Annotated in this window: 19 protein-coding genes; 11 read left to right on the forward strand and 8 right to left on the reverse strand. The window is 70.6% G+C overall.

Annotation, left to right across the window (positions count from 1 at the left end; all coding sequences use genetic code 11):
• Positions 1-18 precede the first annotated feature (18 nt).
• Positions 19-1740 carry a phosphoethanolamine transferase gene (locus ACS5NL_RS01670; protein ID WP_439351829.1) on the forward strand — a complete coding sequence of 574 codons (1722 nt, stop codon included), beginning with the start codon at positions 19-21 and terminating at the stop codon, positions 1738-1740.
• Here the strand turns inward: ACS5NL_RS01670 and ACS5NL_RS01675 are convergent.
• From ACS5NL_RS01675 to ACS5NL_RS01685, 3 genes are read right to left on the reverse strand one after another with little or no spacing between them, the layout of a single operon-like run.
• Positions 1718-3100 carry a sensor histidine kinase gene (locus tag ACS5NL_RS01675; protein ID WP_439351830.1) on the reverse strand — a complete coding sequence of 461 codons (1383 nt, stop codon included), beginning with the start codon at positions 3098-3100 and terminating at the stop codon, positions 1718-1720. The genes ACS5NL_RS01670 and ACS5NL_RS01675 overlap by 23 nt on opposite strands.
• Positions 3100-3783, reverse strand: coding sequence for a response regulator transcription factor (locus ACS5NL_RS01680; RefSeq protein ID WP_439351831.1), 684 nt, complete (start codon positions 3781-3783; stop codon positions 3100-3102). The genes ACS5NL_RS01675 and ACS5NL_RS01680 overlap by 1 nt, the downstream gene beginning before the upstream one ends.
• On the reverse strand, positions 3780-4151 hold the full coding sequence (locus ACS5NL_RS01685) for a PepSY domain-containing protein (protein ID WP_439351832.1): 372 nt from the start codon (positions 4149-4151) through the stop codon (positions 3780-3782). The genes ACS5NL_RS01680 and ACS5NL_RS01685 overlap by 4 nt, the downstream gene beginning before the upstream one ends.
• Before the next feature lie 133 nt (positions 4152-4284).
• Between ACS5NL_RS01685 and ACS5NL_RS01690 the strand changes: the two genes are divergently transcribed.
• The 9 genes from ACS5NL_RS01690 (at position 4285) to tcuB (ending at position 12952) form a co-directional block, all read left to right on the forward strand.
• Positions 4285-4689, forward strand: coding sequence for a DUF1924 domain-containing protein (locus tag ACS5NL_RS01690; RefSeq protein ID WP_439351833.1), 405 nt, complete (start codon positions 4285-4287; stop codon positions 4687-4689).
• Between the two features lie 20 nt (positions 4690-4709).
• A complete protein-coding gene (locus ACS5NL_RS01695) occupies positions 4710-5228 on the forward strand; it encodes a diheme cytochrome c (protein WP_439351834.1) in 519 nt (172 codons plus the stop codon).
• Between the two features lie 16 nt (positions 5229-5244).
• Positions 5245-6006 (forward strand): cytochrome b/b6 domain-containing protein, encoded by a 762-nt coding sequence (locus ACS5NL_RS01700; RefSeq protein WP_439351835.1) that lies wholly within the window; start codon positions 5245-5247, stop codon positions 6004-6006.
• Between the two features lie 78 nt (positions 6007-6084).
• A complete protein-coding gene (locus tag ACS5NL_RS01705) occupies positions 6085-7278 on the forward strand; it encodes a phosphoglycerate kinase (protein ID WP_439351836.1) in 1194 nt (397 codons plus the stop codon).
• A gap of 110 nt (positions 7279-7388) precedes the next feature.
• Positions 7389-8348: a LysR family transcriptional regulator gene (locus ACS5NL_RS01710; RefSeq protein WP_439351837.1), complete on the forward strand. Its 960-nt coding sequence runs from the start codon at positions 7389-7391 to the stop codon at positions 8346-8348.
• A gap of 112 nt (positions 8349-8460) precedes the next feature.
• Positions 8461-9216 (forward strand): SDR family NAD(P)-dependent oxidoreductase, encoded by a 756-nt coding sequence (locus ACS5NL_RS01715; RefSeq protein WP_439351838.1) that lies wholly within the window; start codon positions 8461-8463, stop codon positions 9214-9216.
• 23 nt (positions 9217-9239) lie between these two features.
• On the forward strand, positions 9240-10223 hold the full coding sequence (locus ACS5NL_RS01720) for a Bug family tripartite tricarboxylate transporter substrate binding protein (RefSeq protein ID WP_439351839.1): 984 nt from the start codon (positions 9240-9242) through the stop codon (positions 10221-10223).
• A 157-nt stretch (positions 10224-10380) separates the two neighbouring features.
• Entirely contained in the window at positions 10381-11787 is a 1407-nt protein-coding gene (tcuA, locus tag ACS5NL_RS01725) for an FAD-dependent tricarballylate dehydrogenase TcuA (RefSeq protein ID WP_439351840.1), read from the forward strand.
• Positions 11774-12952 carry a tricarballylate utilization 4Fe-4S protein TcuB gene (gene tcuB / locus ACS5NL_RS01730; protein WP_439351841.1) on the forward strand — a complete coding sequence of 393 codons (1179 nt, stop codon included), beginning with the start codon at positions 11774-11776 and terminating at the stop codon, positions 12950-12952. The genes tcuA and tcuB overlap by 14 nt, the downstream gene beginning before the upstream one ends.
• 456 nt (positions 12953-13408) lie before the next feature.
• Here tcuB and ACS5NL_RS01735 read toward each other — a convergent pair whose 3' ends face one another.
• The gene (locus tag ACS5NL_RS01735; RefSeq protein WP_439351842.1) at positions 13409-15445 is read right to left on the reverse strand and encodes a 4-oxalomesaconate tautomerase; all 2037 of its coding nucleotides are present in this window, start codon (positions 15443-15445) and stop codon (positions 13409-13411) included.
• Positions 15446-15464: 19 nt separating this feature from the next.
• Positions 15465-16421: a Bug family tripartite tricarboxylate transporter substrate binding protein gene (locus ACS5NL_RS01740; protein WP_439351843.1), complete on the reverse strand. Its 957-nt coding sequence runs from the start codon at positions 16419-16421 to the stop codon at positions 15465-15467.
• 131 nt (positions 16422-16552) lie between these two features.
• Here ACS5NL_RS01740 and ACS5NL_RS01745 point away from each other — a divergent pair, with 131 nt between their 5' ends.
• On the forward strand, positions 16553-17482 hold the full coding sequence (locus ACS5NL_RS01745) for a LysR family transcriptional regulator (protein ID WP_439351844.1): 930 nt from the start codon (positions 16553-16555) through the stop codon (positions 17480-17482).
• Here the strand turns inward: ACS5NL_RS01745 and ACS5NL_RS01750 are convergent.
• The 3 genes from ACS5NL_RS01750 to ACS5NL_RS01760 form a co-directional block, all read right to left on the reverse strand.
• The gene (locus ACS5NL_RS01750) at positions 17473-17886 is read right to left on the reverse strand and encodes a YbaN family protein (RefSeq protein ID WP_439351845.1); all 414 of its coding nucleotides are present in this window, start codon (positions 17884-17886) and stop codon (positions 17473-17475) included. The genes ACS5NL_RS01745 and ACS5NL_RS01750 overlap by 10 nt on opposite strands.
• Positions 17883-18293 carry a SirB2 family protein gene (locus ACS5NL_RS01755; RefSeq protein WP_439351846.1) on the reverse strand — a complete coding sequence of 137 codons (411 nt, stop codon included), beginning with the start codon at positions 18291-18293 and terminating at the stop codon, positions 17883-17885. Before ACS5NL_RS01755 ends, ACS5NL_RS01750 begins: the two co-directional genes overlap by 4 nt.
• 130 nt (positions 18294-18423) lie before the next feature.
• Positions 18424-19521: an alkene reductase gene (locus ACS5NL_RS01760; RefSeq protein WP_439351847.1), complete on the reverse strand. Its 1098-nt coding sequence runs from the start codon at positions 19519-19521 to the stop codon at positions 18424-18426.
• Between the last annotated feature and the right edge of the window lie 75 nt (positions 19522-19596).

The raw sequence follows: 19596 nt of genomic DNA on the forward strand, positions 1-19596 counted from the left end.
GACCCTTCCGTGCGACCCATGCAGGCAACGTCACCCTCCCCGAACCTTTCCATCCGCGCGCCCGAGACCCGGCGCAAGCCGCTGTGGGCGGTCTGGCTGGTCGCGCTGTGGCTCACCGTGGTCGGCAACCTGCCGCTGTGGCAGCGGGTGGCTTCGCTCACCGCCGATTCGGGGCACCAGTGGCCGCAGCTGCTTGGCCTGGGGGTGCTGGTGCTGGCCCTGATCGCCGCCCTGCTCTCGCTGCTCAACTGGCCGCGGGTGTTCCGGCCGGTGGCCACGCTGCTGGTGCTGATGGCGGCCGCCAACAGCTACTTCATGTGGCAGTACCGGGTCGTGATCGATCCGTCGATGATGGCCAACGTGGCCAACACCGATCCGCGCGAGGTGCGCGACCTGTTGTCCTGGCCGCTGCTGACGACGCTGGCCGGTGTCGCCGGTCCGGCCCTGTGGTGGATCTGGCGCCGGGTGCCGGGCTGGCAGCCGCCGCTGCGCCAGCTGGTGCGCAACCTGACCGGCGCCGTGCTGGCGCTGGCGGTGGCCGCGGCCGCGCTGATGGCCGGCTACCAGGGCATCGCGTCGCTGATGCGCGGCCACAAGGAGCTGCGCTACATGATCAACCCGCTCAACAGCGTCTATGCCTCGGCCGCGCTGGCGGTCAACGCCGGCAGCCACGCCGTGACCACGCTGGAGCCCGTGGGCACCGACGCCCGGCTGGGCGCCAGCTACGCCGCGCAGGCGCGGCCGCCGCTGCTGGTGTTCGTGGTCGGCGAGACCGCGCGGGCCCAGAACTGGGGCCTCAACGGCTATGCGCGGCCGACCACGCCGGCGCTGGCGCAGTGGCAGGCCAGGGACGGGCTGGTCAACTTCCCCGACGTGACCTCCTGCGGCACCAACACCCAGGTCTCGGTGCCCTGTCTCTTTTCACCGCTCAGCCGCGACGAAGGTGGCAACGCCACGCCGCACAGCGAGAACCTGCTGGACGTGCTGCAGCGCGCCGGGCTGGCCGTGCTCTGGCTCGACAACCAGTCGGGCTGCAAGGGCGTGTGCGACCGCGTGCCGCACGCGCAGGTGTCGGAGCAGCCGGTGGCCGGCCTGTGCGACGGTGGCGAGTGCCTGGACGAAGCCATGCTCAGCGGGCTGGACGCGCGCATCGCCGCGCTCGACCCCGAGCGCCGCGCGCGCGGCGTGGTGCTGGTGATGCACCAGATGGGCAGCCACGGACCGGCGTACCACAAGCGCGCGCCCGAAGAGCGCAAGCCCTTCCAGCCCGAGTGCCGCAGCGTGACCCTGTCCGAGTGTCCGGCCGAGCAACTGCTCAACGCCTACGACAACTCGATCGCCTACACCGACCACTTCCTGTCGAAGACGCTGGAGTGGCTCAAGGGCCACGCCACGGCCGGCCGCTTCGACACCGGCCTGGTCTACGTCTCGGACCACGGCGAATCGCTGGGCGAAAACGGGGTGTTCCTGCATGGCGTGCCGTACGCCTTCGCGCCCGCGCAGCAGACGCATGTGCCGATGGTCGGCTGGCTGTCCGAGGGCATGCAGAAGCGCCGCGGGGTCGATGCGGGCTGCCTGCGCCAGCGGGCCGCCAAGCCCGCCTCGCACGACAACCTGTTCCATTCGGTGCTCGGTCTGATGGACGTCGAGACCACGGTGCGCCAGCCGGCACTCGACCTGTTCGTGCCCTGCGCGGCCGGCACGGGCGCCGCACCCGTCAGCGCGTCGCCGGCAGGCTGATCCGCGCGCGCAGGCCGCCGGCCTCGCCGTCTTCCAGCGCCAGCGCGCCGCCGTAGAGCGTCGCCAGCTCGGCCACGATCGCCAGGCCCAGGCCGCTGCCCGGCGTGGCCTCGTCCAGCCGCACGCCGCGCGAGAGCGCCGCCTGCCGCTGCTCGGGCGCGATGCCCGGGCCGTCGTCGTCCACCGTGATCTCCAGCCGGTCCTCCCGCAACGCGGCGCCGACATGCACCTGCGTGCGCGCCCACAGGCAGGCGTTGTCCATCAGGTTGCCCAGCATCTCCTGCAGGTCCTGCTCTTCGCCCGCGAACGCCCAGTCGGCCGGGATGTCGTCGCTGCCCAGATCGAGGTGGCGCCCGGCGTGCACGCGCGCGAGCAGGCGCAGCAGGCCGTCCACCACCGGCGCCAGCGGCGTGCGCTGGCCGGGCAGTCGCTGCGACGCGGCGACGCGCGAACGCTTGAGGTGCCAGTCGATGTGGCGCCGCGCCAGACCCACCTGGTCTTTCACCAAGGCCGCCAGCGGCATGGTCCCGGTCGGGTTGCTGGCGGCCTGGTCCAGCACGGCCAGCGGCGTCTTCAGCGCATGGGCCAGGTTGCCCGCCTGCGTGCGTGCGCGCTCGACCACCTCGGCGTTGCGGTCGAGCACGCCGTTGAAGTCGTCGATCAGCGGCTGGACCTCGGCGGGAAAACTGCCCTGCAGGCGCTGCGAGCGGCCCTCGCGCAGGTCGGTCAGCGCGCGCTGCAGGGCACGCAACGGCGCCAGGCCCACGGCCACCTGCGCCAGCGCCGCCAGCGCCAGCAGCAGCCCGAGCGCCAGCAGCGACATCGCCAGCACCCGCGCGAAACGCGCCGAGGCCGCCGTCACCTCCTGCAGGTCGCCCGCCACCACCAGGCGCCAGTGGCGCTGCGGCGTGTCGGCCGAATACACCGTGCGCTCGACCAGCAGCAGCGCCGAGCCGCGCGGCCCGGTGCCCGGGTGCACATGCACCTGGCCGTCGGCGGGGGCGTCGGATTCGGGGTGCAGCCGGTCGTCCCAGAGCGAACGCGAGCGCAGGAAGCCCTGGTTCTCGCTGGCCGTACCGGCCTCGTCGAGCTGCCAGTACAGGCCCGAATAGGGCCGCTGCCAGCGCGGGTCGGAGAGTTGTGCGGGATCGATCGAGGCCTGGCCGCTGGCGTCGAAATCGAGGCGCGCGGTGAGCTGGTCCAGCTGTTGCACCAGCGTGGCCTGGAACTGGCGCATCACATGGTCCTGGAACAGCCGGTGCAGGAACAGGCCGGCCAGCGCCAGCGCGACCGCCATCGCCGCCAGCGTCGCGGCCAGCCAGCGACCACGCAGCGAGAACGTCCGGCGCCAGGTCGGCATCAGGCCCCCGCGGGCGGGCCGTCGGCCAGTGGCGCCAGGCGGTAGCCCAGGCCGCGCACGGTTTCGATCAGGTCCTGCGGCAGCTTCTTGCGCAGGCGGCCGACGAACACCTCGATGGTGTTGGAGTCGCGGTCGAAGTCCTGCGCGTAGATGTGTTCGGTCAGTTCGCTGCGCGAGACCACGGCGCCCTGGCGGTGCATCAGGTAGTCCAGCACCTTGTATTCGTGGCTGGTCAGGTTGACGTTCTGGCCGTCGCAGGTGACGCGGCCGCTGCGCGTGTCCAGCGCCAGCGGGCCGCAGCGCAGCACCGGCGAGGCCTGTCCGCTGGCGCGGCGGATCAGCGCGCGCAGCCGGGCCAGCAGTTCTTCCATGTGGAAGGGCTTGGTCAGGTAGTCGTCGGCCCCGGCGTCGATGCCGGCGACCTTCTCGCTCCAGTTGTCGCGCGCGGTCAGGATCAGCACCGGCATGGCGCGGCCGGCGTCGCGCCAGCGCTTGAGCACCGTGAGGCCGTCGAGCACCGGCAGACCGAGGTCGAGGATCACCGCGTCGAACGGTTCGGTGTCGCCGAGAAAGTGGGCGTCGCGCCCGTTGTCGGCCTCGTCGACCACATAACCGGCGGCCACCAGGCCGGCACGCAACTGCGCGCGCAGAAGGGGTTCGTCTTCGACCAGCAGCAGCCTCAACGCGTCTCTCCCTGGTTCAGCAAGGGCCGCGGCGGGCGCACGCGGCGGCCGATCACTTCGCCGGTGGTCGCATCGACCTCCAGCCGCAGCAGCTGGCCGCTGGCCTGCAGCAGCTTGACTTCGTACACCCAGCGGTCGGCCGACGGTTCGAGTTCGATCTCCAGCACCTGCCCGGCCTGTTCGCGTTCGAGCTTCTGCAGCACGGTCGACAGCGGCAGGATCTGGCCCGACATCACGGCTTCACGGGCGCGCTCGTGGTCACCGCGGTCTCGGGCGGAGGCCGTGGTCGCCAGCAGCCCGGAAGCACCCAGCACCACCGCGACCAGCACGGTGCGCAGGTGGGCGAGGGAGGGGCGGATGGAGCGCATGCAGCCATTGTGCGCCGCCGCCCTGAACGCCGGATGAACACGCACTTCAGGGTCGGTTCAAGGCGTGGCCGGCAGCATCCCCTCATCGAATCCGTTCCACCCGACCGTTCCACCCGACACCTGCGAGGACCCCATGCCCATCCGATCCGTCACCACCCTGGCCGCCACCCTGCTGGTGCTGCTGGCCTCCGGCGCGGCCCAGGCCGCCGAAACCACGCCCGCGGCCCAGCTGCAGCACTGGAGCGCGCAGGCCGGCGCACCCGGCAACGCCGCCAAGGGGCAGACCTTCTTCAACAGCAAGCACGGCGGCGAGTGGTCGTGCTCGTCGTGCCACGGCACGCCACCCACCGCGCAGGGCAAACACGCCAACACCGGCAAGGTGATTGCCCCGCTCGCGCCGGCCTTCAACGCCAAGGCCTTCACCGACAGCGCCAAGGTCGACAAGTGGTTCAAGCGCAACTGCAACGACGTGCTCACGCGCGAATGCAGCGCCGCCGAGAAGGCCGACGTGCTGGCCTACCTCAACGGCCTGAAGTGAAACCCCCGCCAGGACACCCCATGAACACCTTCCTGAACCACACGCTCCGCCCCACCCTGACCGGCCTGCTGTGCCTGACGGTGCTGGGCGCGGCCCACGCCGACGGTGGCCGCGCGATGCCGCGCGACATGCCCAAGGCCTACACGGCCGAATGCGCCGCCTGCCACACCGCCTACGCGCCGGGCCTGCTGCCGGCGCGCTCCTGGCAACGCATCATGAGCGGCCTGGACAAGCACTACGGCACCGATGCCTCGCTCGACGAAGCGACCGTCAGACAGCTGTCGACCTGGCTGCAGGCCAACGCCGGCACCTACAAGCGCGTGACCGAAGAACCCCCGCAGGACCGGCTCACCCGGTCGGCCTGGTTCGAGCGCAAGCACCGCGAAGTCCCGGCCGCCGTCTGGAAGCACGCCAGCATCAAGAGCGCGGCCAACTGCGGCGCCTGCCACACCGGCGCCGACCGCGGCGACTTCGACGAAGACAACATCCGGATGCCGGCCGGCGTCAGCCTGGGCCGGCGCTGGTTCGGACACGACTGACCCCAGGAGCTCCACCATGCAAGCCACCACCCCTCTTTCCGCCACCGCACCCCGCGCGGCCCAGCCGGCCGCCGCCCCCGGCCGCCGGACCATCGACGCGCCCATGCGCATGTTCCACTGGCTGTTCGCCCTGAGCTTTCTCGGCGCCTATCTCACGGCCGACGGCGAGCGCTGGCGCATGCTGCACGTCACCCTGGGCTACACCATGGCCGGGCTGCTGGGCTTCCGCATCCTCTACGGCCTGTTTGGCCCGAAGCAGGCCTCCTTGTCCGCGCTGTGGCGCAAGCTGAGCGGTGCGCCGGCCTGGCTGGCGTCTTTGCGTTCGGGCGAGTCCCGCTCAGCCGGATTCCTGCGCCAGGGCCAGAACCTGCTGATGGCGCTGGCGGTCGTGGCGCTGCTGGTGATCGTTCTGCCGCTGACGCTCAGCGGCTACGCGACCTACAACGACTGGGGCGATGTGCTGGGCGGCGAATGGCTGGAGGAGCTGCACGAGCTGTTTGGCAACCTGATGCTCGCCCTGGTGCTCGGCCACCTCGGCCTGATCGCCGCCCTGAGCGTGCTGCGGCGCCAGAACCAGGCCGCGCCCATGCTGACCGGCCGTGTCGCCGGGCCGGGGCCCGACCTGGTGAAGCAGAACCGGGGCTGGCTGGCCGGGCTGGTGCTGCTGGCCGTGCTGGCCTTCGGCGCCTGGCAGTGGCAGCAGTCGCCCAAGGGGCTGATCCCGGCGCAGCCCTTCAGTCACGCTGCGGCGCAGCACGGTGCCGAGGACGACGACTGAGCGGCGGCGATGCGGTGCGCGGGAGGCCGCCGCCGCATTCCCTACAATTTGCCCCGATCATCCGACCGAGGCTTCACCATGCAATTCATCCGCTTTTCCGATCTCTGCGCCCAAGGCAAGGCCAAGGGCCAGCGCGTCTTCATCCGCGCCGACCTGAACGTGCCGCAGGACGACGCCGGCAACATCACCGAGGACACGCGCATCCGCGCCAGCATCCCGGCCGTGCAGATGGCCCTGGACGCCGGGGCCGCCGTGATGGTCACTTCCCACCTGGGCCGCCCGACCGAAGGCGAATTCAAGCCCGAAGACTCGCTGGCCCCGGTGGCCGCGCGCATGGGCCAGCTCATGGGCCGCAGCATCCGTGTGGTGGCCGACTGGGTCGATGGCGATTTCTCGGTCGCCCCCGGTGAGGTCGTGATGCTGGAGAACTGCCGCCTCAACGTCGGCGAGAAGAAGAACAAGCCCGAGCTGGCCGCCAAGCTGGGCAAGCTGTGCGACATCTTCGTGCACGACGCCTTCGGCACCGCGCACCGCGCCGAGGGCACGACCTACGGCATCGCCGAGACCGCGCCCATCGCCTCGGCCGGCCCGCTGCTGGCGGCCGAGATGGACGCCATCGGCAAGGCCCTGGCCGCGCCGAAGCGCCCGCTGATCGCCATCGTCGCCGGCAGCAAGGTCAGCACCAAGCTGACCATCCTGCAGGCCCTGGCCAAGAACGTGGACGGCCTGATCGTCGGCGGCGGCATCGCCAACACCTTCATGCTGGCCGCCGGTCTGAAGATCGGCAAGAGCCTGGCCGAACCCGACCTGCTGGGCGAGGCCACGGCGGTGATCGCGGCCATGAAGGCGCGTGGCGCCGAGGTGCCGATTCCGGAAGACGTCGTGACCGCCAAGGCCTTCGCGGCCGACGCCCCGGCCACCGTCAAGGCCGCCACCGAGGTGGCCGACGACGACCTGATCCTGGACATCGGCCCGAAGACGGCCGCCAAGCTGGCTGAGCAGTTGAAGAAGGCCGGCACCATCGTCTGGAACGGCCCGGTGGGCGTGTTCGAGTTCGCCGCCTTCGAGAACGGCACCAAGGTGATCGCGCAGGCGATTGCCGAATCGAGCGCCTTCAGCATCGCCGGTGGCGGCGACACGCTGGCGGCGATCGCCAAGTACGGCATCGAGAAGGACGTGGGCTACATCTCCACCGGCGGTGGCGCTTTCCTGGAAGTGCTGGAAGGCAAGACGCTGCCGGCGTTCGAAGTCCTGGCGCGTCGCGCAGGTTAAGTCCCCCCCCGCGCCGCCTGCGGCGTCACCCCCCAGGGGGCGATGCCTGCGGGCCGGGAAACCCGGACCCGCGGCATCCTGGCCTGCCCGGTATCCCACCCCAGCACACCATGGAACTTCGTCAGCTTCGTTACTTCGTGCGGGTGGTGGAGCTGGGCAGCATCAGCCGGGCCGCGGCCGACCTGTCGCTGGTGCAGTCGGCGCTGAGCCAGCAGATCACGCGGCTCGAAAGTGAGCTGTCGACCCGCCTGCTGCAGCGCAGCCCGCAGGGTGTCACACCGACCGAGGCCGGGCTGGCGTTTTTCCGCGAAGCCCAGCTCACGCTGCGGCACGCCGAGCAGGCGGTGCGCTCGGCGCAGGAGGCGCGCCTGACCGGCACGGTCAGTGTGGGCCTGGCGCCCACCACGGCGGCGGTGCTGGGCCTGCCGCTGATGCGCGCCATGCGCGAGCGCTACCCCAATGTGCGGCTGCACATGGTCGAGAGCCTGTCGGGCCACCTGAGCGCGATGCTGAACGCGCGCCAGATCGACCTGGCCGTGCTGTTCGACTCCCGCATCCAGGCCAGCCAGACCCTGCGCAGCGCGCGGCGATGGAGCGTGCTGCCGCTGCTGGAAGAAGACCTGTTCCTGATCACCGCGCAGGCACACGCGGCGCCCCGGCGCGGCGCACGCATCCGCATGAACCAGCTGCGCGAGGAGCCGCTGATCCTGCCCTCGGGGCCGCACGGCCTGCGCAGCACGCTGGACGCCGCCTTCGCCCGCGCCCGCGTGGCGCCGAACCTGGTGCTGGAGATCGACTCGCTGGCGATGCTGATGGAGGCGGTGTCCGCCGGTCTGGGCGGCACGCTGCAGCCCTGGGCGGCGGTCGCGCGTTTTGCCGACGCCGGCGCGCGCTTCCACATGGCGCGCATCACCGACCCGGGCGTGACGCGCGAGAACTGGCTCTGTGCGCTGTCCGAGGAAGAGCTGTCGCCCGCCGCACTGGCGGCGCGCGTGGTGCTGCGCGACTGCGCCCGTGCGCTCGTGGCCGAGGGCGCCTGGCCCGGTGCCGTGCTGCGCGAACCGGCCTGAGTCTGCTCGCCGGGTATCACGATCCGTGATGCCCCCATGCCCTGGGGAGGACTGGCGCGAAGCCCTGCGCCTCCCTACAGTCCCCGTGGACATCCGAACACGAGGAGACACGATGGACTTGCAATTGCAGGGGAAGACGGCGCTGGTGACCGGCGCCAGCGCCGGCATCGGCCGGGGCATCGCCCTGTCGCTGGCGGCCGAGGGTGTTCGGCTGGCCATCACGGCCCGGCGCGTCGACCGCCTGCGCGAACTGGCGGCCCAGATCACCGCAGCCGGCGGCGCCGAGCCGGTGCTGATCGAGCAGGACATGTACGCCGAGGATGCGGCGCAGCGCATCGCGTCCGCCGCCATGCAGGGGCTGGGGCATGTGGACATCCTGGTCAACAACGCCGGCGGATCGCGCAGCTTCAAGGACCTGCACGTGAGCGAGGCGCAGTGGCAGGAGGCGATCACGCTGAACTTCCACCGCCCGCGCCAGCTCGGCGATGCGCTGATCGACCAGATGATCGCGCGCGGCTGGGGCCGCATCGTCTGCATCACCGGCAAGAGCGAGCCGGAGCACATCAACGGCGCCTTCTGCGCCAAGGCCGGCATGCACAGCTGGGCCAAGGGCCTCTCGCGCATGGTCGGCCGGCACGGCATCACGGTCAACTGCGTGCCGCCCGGCCGCATCCACTCCGAACAGATCTTCCGCAACTACACGCCCGAATACCGGCAGTGGCAGTGCGAGAACGAGATCCCGGCCGGCCGCTATGGCGAGCCCGAAGACCTGGCCAACCTGGTGACCTTCCTGGCCTCGCCCCGCGCCAGCTACATCACCGGCGCCGTGATCCCGGTCGACGGCGGCCTGCGCCGCTACCAGTTCTGACCACAACCACGAGGAGACAAGCGATGAACATTCCCCGCCGACAGGTCCTGGCGCTGGGCGCCGCCGGCGCACTGGGCGCCGCCTCCCCGCTGCTGCGGGCGCAAGCCGCCTGGCCCAGCAAGCCGGTGCGCTTTGTCGTGCCGTTCGCACCGGGTGGCACGAGCGAGATCGTCGCGCGCAGCGTGGCGGCCGAACTGAGCAAGCAGCTCGGCCAGAACGTCTATGTGGAGAACAAGCCGGGCGGTGCGGGCGTGACGGCCATGGCCGATGTCGCGAAAGCCGCGCCCGACGGCCACACCATCATCCTGGGCCATGTGGGCACGCTGGCGGTGAACCCCTACATGCTGGACAACCAGCCCTACAACGTCGACAGGGACTTCGTGCCGGTCACCCTGCTGGCCAAGGTGCCCAACGTGTTCGTGATCCACCCCGACGTGCCGGCGAAGAACTTCCAGGAGTTCGTGGCCTACGTGAAAAAGCATCCCGGCGAGCTCAACTACGGATCGGCCGGCAACGCCAGCGCGGGCCATCTGGCGATGGAGTACCTCAAGCTGGTCACCGGCATGTTCATGACGCACATCCCCTACCGCGGCACCGGGCCGCAGCTGGCCGATCTGCTGGCCGGTCGCACGCAGGCGTCCTCGGCCGGCATGCCGGCCCTGGGCGCCTACATCCGCAGCGGCAAGCTGCGCGCGATCGCCGTCGGCACGCACCAGCGCATCGCGGCCCTGCCCGATGTGCCGACCGTGGCCGAGATGGGTTTCAAGGGCTTCGAGACCTCGCAGTGGTACGGCATCCTGGCGCCGGCCGGCACGCCGCCCGACATCCTCAAGCGCCTCCAGGAAGAGAGCTACAAGGCGCTGCGGTCCAGCGCGGTGACCGAGCGTTTCGCGACCGACAACGCGGTCGGCGGCGGCGGGCCGTCCAGCGAATTCGCGGCCTTCATCAAGGGCGAGCAGAAGGTGTGGAGCGACATCGTCAAGCGCGCGAAGATCAAACCCGACTGAATGAAACACCCCCTGCGCCGCTGCGCGGCTTCCCCCTCTCTCGCCTGCGGCGGGAGGGGGACGGCACCTGAGGCCCGGCGGAGCCGGTTCCTCGGTGCCCCTGGTGGGCACCTTTTCACGCGCTGCGATTGCCGCTCCGCAGGGTGGAGACAATGACATGACACCGGACGTGCTGATCATCGGCGGCGGCAACGCCGCCCTGTGCGCTGCGCTCATGGCCCGCGAGGCCGGCGCGAGCGTGCTGCTGCTCGAAGCCGCCCGGCGCGAATGGCGCGGCGGCAACTCGGCCCACACCCGCAACCTGCGCTGCATGCACGACGCACCGCAGGATGTGCTGGTCGAGGCCTATCCCGAAGAAGAGTTCTGGCAGGACCTGCGCAAGGTCACCGCCGGCAAGACCGACGAGGCGCTGGCGCGGCTGGTGATCCGTGCGTCGGCGACCTGCCGGCCCTGGATGGTGCGGCACGGTGTGCGCTTCCAGCCCTCGCTCTCGGGTGCGCTGCACACGGCGCGCACCAATGCCTTCTTCATGGGCGGCGGCAAGGCCCTGGTCAACGCCTACTACCGCAGCGCCGAACGCCTGGGCGTGCGCGTGCGCTACGAATCGCCGGTGGACCGGATCGAGATGGACGGTGACCGTTTCGTGGCGGCCTGGGTGAAGGGAGAGCGCATCGAGGCCCGCAGCGGCGTGCTCGCCGCGGGCGGCTTCGAGTCCAACCGCGACTGGCTGCGCGAGGCCTGGGGCCAGAACGCGCGCGGCGAGTGGCCCTCGGACAACTTCCTGATCCGCGGCACGCGCTTCAACCAGGGTGTGTTGCTCAAACAGCTGCTGGACCTCGGGGCCGACGCCATCGGCGACCCGACGCAGGCGCACATGGTGGCCATCGACGCGCGCGCGCCGCTTTACGACGGCGGCATCTGCACCCGGATCGACTGCGTCTCGCTGGGCGTGGTGGTCAACCGCGAGGCGCGGCGCTTCTACGACGAAGGCGAGGACTTCTGGCCCAAGCGCTATGCCATCTGGGGCCGACTGGTGGCGCAGCAACCGGGCCAGGTGGGCTTCTCCATCATCGACGCCAAGGCCATCGGCCGCTTCATGCCACCGGTGTTCGACGGCGTGAAAGCCGACAGCCTGCCCGAACTCGCCAACAGGCTCGGCCTCGACCAAGCCACCTTCATGCAGACCCTCAACGACTACAACGCCGCCTGCCGCGTCGGCACGTTCGATCACACCGCGCTGGACGACTGCCACACCGAGGGCGTGGCGCCCGCCAAGACACACTGGGCGCGGCCCATCGACACCGCGCCGTTCTACGGCTACATGCTGCGGCCCGGCGTGACCTTCACCTACCTGGGTCTCAAGACCGACCACACGGCGGCGGTGCGCTTCGGCGGCCGCGCCAGCCCCAACCTGTTCGTGGCCGGCGAGATGATGGCCGGCAACGTGCTGGGCCAGGGCTACACCGCCGGGGTCGGCATGAGCATCGGCACCGCCTTCGGCCGCGTCGCCGGGGTCGAGGCCGCGCGTGCCTGCGGCAAGGAGTGGACCGATGTCGGCGCTTGAGACCCTGAGCCGCCTGAGTGGCGAGGCCGCCGCGCTGGGCCGCGGCGAGGTGGTGCCGCAGCCCCTGCATGCCGACGAGGCCGAGGTTGCGCGGGTCATGCAGATCTGCAACGCCTGCCGCTACTGCGAAGGCTTCTGCGCGGTGTTTCCGGCCATGACGCGGCGCCTGTCGTTCGCGCAGGCCGACGTGCACCTGCTCGCCAATCTGTGCCACAACTGCGGTGCCTGCCTGCACGCCTGCCAGTACGCGCCGCCCCACGAATTCGCGCTCAACGTGCCGCAGGCGATGGCGAAGGTGCGGGCCCGCACCTACAGCGACCACGCCTGGCCCGCCGCGCTGGGCGGCCTGTACCGGCGCAATGGCCTCGTGGTGGCGCTGGCGCTCGCGCTGGGGCTGGCGCTGTTCATGGCCCTGGCCGTGGCGCTCAAGGGCGGGCTGTGGCATGCGGCCGGGCCCGCGGGCTTCTACGCCATCTTTCCGCACAACCTGCTGGTCGGCCTGTTCGCGCCGGTGTTCGGTTTTGTGGTGCTGGCCCTCGGCATGGGTGTGCGGCGCTTCTGGATCGGCCAGCCGCCAGCGCCGGTGGGCGCGGAGGCCGCGCAGGAGGCGGCGCGCGACGTGCTCACGCTGCGCCACCTGGGTGGCGGTCACGGGGACGGCTGCAACAACGCCGACGACGCCTTCTCGCTGGCGCGGCGCCGCTTCCACCACGCGACCTTTTATGGTTTCCTGCTGTGTTTCGCGGCCACCAGCGTGGCCACGCTGTACCACTATCTGCTGGACCTGCCCGCGCCCTATGGTTACGACACCTTGCCCAAGTGGCTGGGTATCGCGGGCGGGCTGCTGATGGTGGTGGGCACCAGCGGCCTGTTCGTGCTGCACCGGCGGCGGCACCCGCTGCAGGGCGACGCGGCGCAGAAGCCAATGGACCTGGGCTTCATCGGTCTGCTGTTCGGCACGGCGCTGACGGGGTTGGGGCTGATGCTGCTGCGCGGCAGTGGGGCCATGCCGCTGGCGCTGTGTGTGCACCTGGGGTTTGTGATGGCGCTGTTCCTGACCATGCCCTACGGCAAGTTCGCGCACGGGATCTACCGCAGCGCGGCGCTGCTGAAGTGGGCGGTGGAGAAGCGCAGGCCTTCTTCTCTGGCGTTGGGCGACGACTGAGCTGCCCTTTCTTGGCGCTGCGTTGTGGGTTTGTGTTGTGGTTCTTTCATCGACCTCGCGCGGGCCGGTGTCGGTACCCCCGGGCTCCGGCCCACGCTCGCCGGCGGAGGGACTTGCGCGCACCGATCACTGCTTCAACGCCGTGACTTCGCGCAAGCTCTGAGGCAACGGCGAATGGGGCCTGTGCCCGGGGGCACCGACACCGACCCGAAGTGGCAGAAGGGCATTCCCGTGGGGGCATTCCAGCATCGTGTCTGGGGTGGGTGGTGCGGGTGCTCGGGCGCAGTCCCCATTCGCGGTTGCCACAGAGTCGATGCGCCAACCCATGTTTGATGGAGCGATGTTGGCCAACAGGCCCACCCAGCCGCGAGGTGGGACGGAGCCCGAGCACCCGCGCCACCCGCCCTGCCAAGGCCCAAGGAGCGCCGAAGGAAAGAGAGAGAAATCGAAGAGGCTTCAGTCCGACGCCATGTTCAACCGCAGGCCGGTCTGCCGCACCACGTCCTGCCAGCGCTCCCCCTCGGACAGCAGCAGATCGTGCAACTCCCCGGGCGTCGAGGTCTGCACCTGCGCGCCATCGGCCTGCATGCGCGCCGCTACCTCCGGATCGCTCAGCACCGTGTTCAGCGCCGCATTGAGCTGACGCGTCACCGCGTGCGGCGTCTTGGCCGGCGCGAACAGTGCGTACCACTGCGTCATCGCCACCCCCGGCACCCCCGCCTCCTGCAGCGTCGGCACCTCCGGGCAGGCGGACAGCCGCTCCGTGCCCGCCACCGCCAATGCCTTCAGCCGCTTGCTGCGCAGGTAGGGCAAAGCCGTGAACAGGCTCGGGAACATCAGCTGCACCAGGCCGTTGGCCACGTCGGCGATGGCCGGCCCGGCGCCCGAAAAATCGGCGCGGGTCAGGCGCGTGCCGGTCTGCAACTGGAACAGCTCGCCCGCCAGGTGCGGCACGGTGCCGTCGCCCGCCGAGGCATAGGCCAGCGGCGACGGCGCGTCGCGCAACAGCCGCACCAGCGAAGCCACATCGTCCACCGGCAGCGCGGCCGGCACCACCAGCAGCGTCGGCGAGTAGCCGATCAGGCCGACCGGCGAGAAGTCCGCCACCGGGTCGTAGCGCAGCTTCTGCAGCGCCGGATTGATGCCGTGGGTGGCGATGTAGCCGAACAGCAGCGTGTGGCCGTCGGGCTGCGCCGCGGCCACGTACTCGCTGGCGATGCTGCCGTTGGCGCCGGCGCGGTTGTCCACCACCACCGGCTGGCCGAGCAAGGGACCGAGCTTGCGCGTGAGCGTGCGCGCCATGGTGTCGTTGCCGCCGCCCGCGCTGGTGGGCACGATGATGTGCAGCTCGCGCTGCGGGAAGTTGCGCACCGCGCTGGGCGCGGCACTGGTGGCGGCTTCGGGCGCCGGCACGGCGGGCGGAAACACGTAGCCCGGCAGGTGCAGCATGCCCTGCATGATCTTGCGCGCGGTGCGCACCAGCGCTGCGCTCTTGACCTCGATGGCCCCGCCTTCGCCCTCCAGGTCGACCGCCACGTCGATCTGGCCGGCCGGATGCAGCACCACCAGCGCATGCCGACCCGCCCGCCGCGCGATGCCGCTGGCGACCGTGCCCGGCAACGCGAAAGCCGTGGCGACGCCGATGGCGCCGGTGACGGCGTGCGAGGCGTGGCACTTGTGCGGCGTGAAGTAGCGCGAGGTGATGCTGTCCAGCGTGTCGCCCGCGCTCACCAGCACTGGCTTGGGCACCACGCTGTTGGTGACATCGCCCAGTCCCATGCGCCGGCCGGCCTCCAGCCGCAGCGACTCGATGCGCTCCAGCAGCGGTTGGTTGGCGTCCAGCTCGGCCGGCCGTTCGCGGCCCGTGAGGCCGAGGTCGATGGCGCGCAGCACCATCAGCGGCATGGCCGCGTCGATGCAGGTCACTTCCAGGCCGTCGATCAGGTCGATGCGCTGGCCGGTCGGGAACACCTGGCCGGTGACCGCGCCCCAGGCGTCGAGGAAGTTCAGCAGGATCGGCGCCGAGGTGCCCGCCACGCCGTCGATGCGCGCATCGCCGTCGTAGCTCACCTTGCCGCCCGGCGTGCAGACCGTGGCCTCGATCTGCGAGCCGGTGTTGACGTTGTGGATGCGGACCGTGGTGGTGCCGTCCTGCGCGGGGATCAGTCCCTGCTCGATGGCGAACGGCGCCACGCCCGAGAGCATGTTGCCGCAGTTGGGCCGCGTGTCCACCGAGCGGTGGCCGACGCCGACCTGGGCGAACAGGTAGTCCAGGTCGCAACCGGGCACGGAGGAGCGCGAGACGATGGCGACCTTGCTGTTGAGCGTGCTGCCGCCGCCCAGGCCGTCCAGCTGCAGCGGGTCGGACGCGCCGATCGCGCCGATCAGCGCCTGGTCGCGCGCCTCATCGCCTTCGGGCAACCAGTCGCGCAGGAAGAAGGGACCGCGCGAGGTGCCGGCGCGCATCAGGACACAGGGGATGGAGAGGGACATGGCGCGTGGGAACTTCAATTCAGTCGGCGACGATCTTGGCCTTGGCCACCACGCTCTTCCACTTCACCAGCTCCGACTTGACCAGGGAACCGAGCTGCTCGGGCGTGCTGGTCTCGACGTCGGCGCCGTGGTCTTCCATGCGCTTGATCACGTCCTTGTCGTTGAGCACGTCGTTGATGGCCTTGTTGAGCCTGGCGACCACGTCCTTCGGGGTCTTGGCCGGTGCGAAGACGCCGTACCACTGCTGCACCTCGACACCGTCGACGCCGGCCTCCTTCATCGTCGGCACGTCGGGCAGCAGCGGCGAACGCTTGGGGCCGGCGACGGCCAGCGCCTTGAGCTTGCCGCCCTTGATGTGCGGCAGGGCGGAGAACAGGCTGGGGAACATGAATTGGGTCTGGCCGCCCAGCGTGTCGTTCAGGGCCGGGGCCGAACCCTTGTAGGGCACGTCGGTCATCTGCACGCCGGCGTTGAGCTTGAACAGTTCGCCCGCGAAGTGGGGCGCTGTGCCGTTGCCGGCGGTGGCGTAGACATAGCGGTCCGGTTTGGCCTTGAGCTGCGCCACCAGTTCCTTCACATCCTTCACCGGCACGGCGGCGTTGGCCACCATCAGCGTGGCCGAGTAGCCCACCAGGCCGACCGGCTCGAAATCGGTCACCGGGTCGTAGCGCAGCTTCTGCAGCGCCGGGTTCATGGCGTGGGTGGCGATGTAGCCGAGCATCAGCGTGTGGCCGTCGGGGTTCGCCCGGGCCACGTATTCGGACGCGATGGCGCCGTTGGCGCCGGCCTTGTTCTCGACGATCACGCTCTGGCCGACCAGGGTGCCGAGCTTCTGTGCGATGGTGCGGGCCATCAGGTCGTTGCCGCCGCCGGCGGCGGTGGGCACCACGATGGTGATGGTCTTGCTGGGGAAGGTCTGGGCGGCGGCGCCGAAGGCCGCGAGGGCGAGCGCGACGGCGGTGAGGGTGGTCTTCATGCGGTTTGTCTCCGGAATGGGGGGTGCGATGCCCGCATCTTCGGATTTGGCCGACCGTCTGTGAATTGCATAGTTGCTAAGGATTGATTGATACAGTGCATCAATCAAAGCGGCGCAAAAGAGCATTGCCCATGGCATCCCACTTCGACCTCAACGACCTGATGGCCTTCCGTGCGGTGGCCGAACTCGGCAACTTCCGCAAGGCGGCCGAGTCGGTCCACATCTCGCAGCCGGCCTTCAGCCGCCGCATCGAAAAGCTGGAGCAGGCCCTGGGCGTGCGGCTGCTGGAGCGCAGCACACGGCGCGTCAGCCTGACCGTGGTCGGCCGGGATTTCGACCGGCAGCTGCGCCAGATCCTCGACGCGCTGGACACCACCCTGCTGGGCATCCGCGGTGTCGCCGCCACCCGCATGGGCGAGGTCACGATCGCGGCCGTGCCCTCGGCCGTGAACTACTTTCTCTCCAGCGTGATCGCGCGCTACCACGAGCGCTACCCGAGGGTGCGGGTGAAGATCATCGACGAGAGCGCCAACAGCGTGCTGCTGGCCGTGGCGCGCGGCGAGGCCGACTTCGGCCTGAACTTTGTCGGTTCGCAGGAGGCCGACGTGGAGTTCCAGCCGCTGATGGAGGAGCAGTTCGTGGCCGCCTGCCGGCGCGACCATCCGCTGGCGAAGAAGCGCAAGGTGCGCTGGGCCGAACTGGCGCAGTACGACTACATCGCCGCCGACAAGGTGTCGGGCAACCGGCTGCTGCTGGACCAGGCGCTGGCCGGACAGGCCGAGCAGCCCCGCAGCCTCTACGAGACCCGGCACGGCACCACCATGATCGGTCTGGTGGAAGCGGGGCTGGGCGTGGCGGTGGTGCCGTCGATGGCCATGCCGGCCAAGGACCACCCGCTGCTGGTCAGCGTGCCGCTGGTGGAGCCGGTGGTCAAGCGCATGGTCGGCCTCATCAAACGCCGGTCCAGCGTGCTCACCCCGGCGGCGCAGGAGTTCTACACGCTGTGCACCGAGATGCACCCCACGCGCAAGGGCCGCGGCACCCGGTCGGCTCAGGCCTGATCGGTCGGGCGCCGGGTCGGAATCCGCAGCACCACCCAGGCGCCGATGGCGCCCAGCACCACCAGCACAGCCTGCGCGATCCAGCGGTGGCGGAAGCTCCAGATCGAGAAGCTCACCATCACCAGCATGGAGCCGACCGCGATCAGCTTGGTGCGCCGGGTGAGGCTGCGGTGGGCCTCCCAGTCGCGCAGCATCGGGCCGGTGAGCCGGTGGTTGAGCAGCCAGGCGTGCAGGCGCGGCGAGGCCTTGGCGTAACAGGCGGCGGCCAGCAGCACGAAGGGCGTGGTCGGCAGGCCCGGCAGCACCACGCCGATGGCGCCCAGGACCAGCGCGACCGTGCCCGCCAGCCAGAGCAGCCAGCGCACCAGGCGCGAGCGGTGGACCTGGCTGGTGTCTTCGCTCATGCAGCGAACAGACCCAGCGGCTGGTGGGCCACGGCGATGCTGGCCATGAAGCCCACGACCGCCAGCGCCGCCAGCCAGCACACGGCCTTCGCCGCGCGCGTCGGCGCCCGCTTGAGCGCCAGCGTGCCCAGCCCGATGTAGACGATCAGCAAGACCAGCTTGGCCAGCAGCCAGTGGTCCTGCGTCGGGTTGAGCTGGCGCAGCCACCAGAGCGAGCCGCCGGCGAGCAGCAGCAGCGAATCGAGCACCGGGGCCAGCCCGCGCGCCCAGCCCGCCATGGGCCAGGCCTGCCCGGCCAGCACGCCCGCGCCGCGGGCCGCGAACAGCGACACGCTCAGCGCGACCAGCGTGATGTGCAGCGGCAGCAGCCAGGGGTAGATCGCGGCGACCAGTTCGGGGGAGGGCATGGTCCGCGCATCATAGGACGCCGCGCGGCGATGGAGCGTGGGGGCTTCAGCCGGGCCGGCCGCCGGGCCGCCCCAAGGCAGGCCCAGCCCCTGGGGGGCAGCGACCCGCGCAGCGGCGGAGCGTGGGGGCTCAAAGACTCGGGTAGTCGGTGTAGCCCTTTTCGCCGCCGCCGTAGAAGGTCATCTTGTCCGGCGGGTTGAACGGGCCACCGCGGCGCAGGCGCGCCACCAGGTCCGGGTTGGCGATGTAGGCCTTGCCGAAGGCGACCAGGTCGGCGCCGCCGGCGACGGCCTGCTGGGCCAGCGGCAGGTCGTAGCCGTTGTTGACCATCCAGGCACCCGTGCCGCCGGCGTTGCGGTAGGCGGTCTTGAACGCGGCGTAGTCGAAGGGCCGGTCGGGCAGCTCGCGCGGGCCGCCGGTTGAACCTTCGATCACGTGCACATAGGCCAGCCCATAGCGGCCAAGCCCGCGCGCGACGTGGTCGAACAGCGGTTGCGGATCGGCGTCGACGATGTCGTTGGCCGGTGTCACGGGCGAAAGACGGATGCCGGTGCGACCGCCGCCGATGGCCTCGGTCACCGCGGCCACCACTTCGAGCAGCAGGCGCGCGCGGTTGGTGATGCTGCCGCCGTAGTCGTCCTTGCGGTGGTTGGCGCCGGTCTTGAGGAACTGGTCGATCAGGTAGCCGTTGGCGGCGTGGATCTCCACCCCGTCGAAGCCGGCGCTGATCGCGTTCTGCGCGGCGTGGCGGTAGGCCTGCACGATGCCCGGGATTTCCTCGGCGTCCAGCGCGCGCGGCTCGGAGGTGTCGACGAAGGTCGGCACGCCGTCCTTGAGCAGCACGGTCTTGGTGTGGGCACGGATGGCCGAGGGCGCGACCGGCTTCTGGAAGTGCGGTTGCAGTTCGACGTGCGAGACCCGGCCCACGTGCCAGAGCTGGGTGACGATCTTGCCGCCGGCCTCGTGCACGGCCTTGGTCACGCGCTTCCAGCCGTCCAGCTGCTCGATGCCGTACAGGCCCGGCACGTCGGCGTAGCCCTGGCCCTCGTGGCAGATCGCGGTGGCCTCGGTGATCAGCAGGCCGGCGCTGGCGCGCTGGGCGTAGTAGGTCGCCATCAGCGGCGTGGGGATGGCGTCGGGCGCGCGGTTGCGCGTGAGCGGCGCCATGACGATGCGGTTGGCGAGGTCCAGGTCGCCGGCCTTGACGGGGTCGAAGAGGGTGGTCATGGGTGTCGGAGCGGTGGATGCAAAGTCCGCAGCCTACGCGGAAAACGGGGAGCCTGCCGTCGCCGGGCCAACAGG

The organism is Hydrogenophaga sedimenti (assembly GCF_051857515.1).
Classification (GTDB): domain Bacteria; phylum Pseudomonadota; class Gammaproteobacteria; order Burkholderiales; family Burkholderiaceae_C; genus Hydrogenophaga.

Coding starts and splice junctions, on each gene's coding strand:
- ACS5NL_RS01690 (WP_439351833.1), top strand. CDS start 4,285: ATGCCCATCCGATCCGTCACCACCCTGGCCGCCACCCTGCTGGTGCTG.
- ACS5NL_RS01720 (WP_439351839.1), top strand. CDS start 9,240: ATGAACATTCCCCGCCGACAGGTCCTGGCGCTGGGCGCCGCCGGCGCA.
- ACS5NL_RS01735 (WP_439351842.1), bottom strand. CDS start 15,445: ATGTCCCTCTCCATCCCCTGTGTCCTGATGCGCGCCGGCACCTCGCGC.
- ACS5NL_RS01760 (WP_439351847.1), bottom strand. CDS start 19,521: ATGACCACCCTCTTCGACCCCGTCAAGGCCGGCGACCTGGACCTCGCC.
- ACS5NL_RS01745 (WP_439351844.1), top strand. CDS start 16,553: ATGGCATCCCACTTCGACCTCAACGACCTGATGGCCTTCCGTGCGGTG.
- ACS5NL_RS01750 (WP_439351845.1), bottom strand. CDS start 17,886: ATGAGCGAAGACACCAGCCAGGTCCACCGCTCGCGCCTGGTGCGCTGG.
- ACS5NL_RS01755 (WP_439351846.1), bottom strand. CDS start 18,293: ATGCCCTCCCCCGAACTGGTCGCCGCGATCTACCCCTGGCTGCTGCCG.
- ACS5NL_RS01715 (WP_439351838.1), top strand. CDS start 8,461: ATGGACTTGCAATTGCAGGGGAAGACGGCGCTGGTGACCGGCGCCAGC.
- ACS5NL_RS01675 (WP_439351830.1), bottom strand. CDS start 3,100: ATGCCGACCTGGCGCCGGACGTTCTCGCTGCGTGGTCGCTGGCTGGCC.
- ACS5NL_RS01695 (WP_439351834.1), top strand. CDS start 4,710: ATGAACACCTTCCTGAACCACACGCTCCGCCCCACCCTGACCGGCCTG.
- tcuB (WP_439351841.1), top strand. CDS start 11,774: ATGTCGGCGCTTGAGACCCTGAGCCGCCTGAGTGGCGAGGCCGCCGCG.
- ACS5NL_RS01710 (WP_439351837.1), top strand. CDS start 7,389: ATGGAACTTCGTCAGCTTCGTTACTTCGTGCGGGTGGTGGAGCTGGGC.
- ACS5NL_RS01700 (WP_439351835.1), top strand. CDS start 5,245: ATGCAAGCCACCACCCCTCTTTCCGCCACCGCACCCCGCGCGGCCCAG.
- tcuA (WP_439351840.1), top strand. CDS start 10,381: ATGACACCGGACGTGCTGATCATCGGCGGCGGCAACGCCGCCCTGTGC.
- ACS5NL_RS01740 (WP_439351843.1), bottom strand. CDS start 16,421: ATGAAGACCACCCTCACCGCCGTCGCGCTCGCCCTCGCGGCCTTCGGC.
- ACS5NL_RS01685 (WP_439351832.1), bottom strand. CDS start 4,151: ATGCGCTCCATCCGCCCCTCCCTCGCCCACCTGCGCACCGTGCTGGTC.
- ACS5NL_RS01670 (WP_439351829.1), top strand. CDS start 19: ATGCAGGCAACGTCACCCTCCCCGAACCTTTCCATCCGCGCGCCCGAG.
- ACS5NL_RS01705 (WP_439351836.1), top strand. CDS start 6,085: ATGCAATTCATCCGCTTTTCCGATCTCTGCGCCCAAGGCAAGGCCAAG.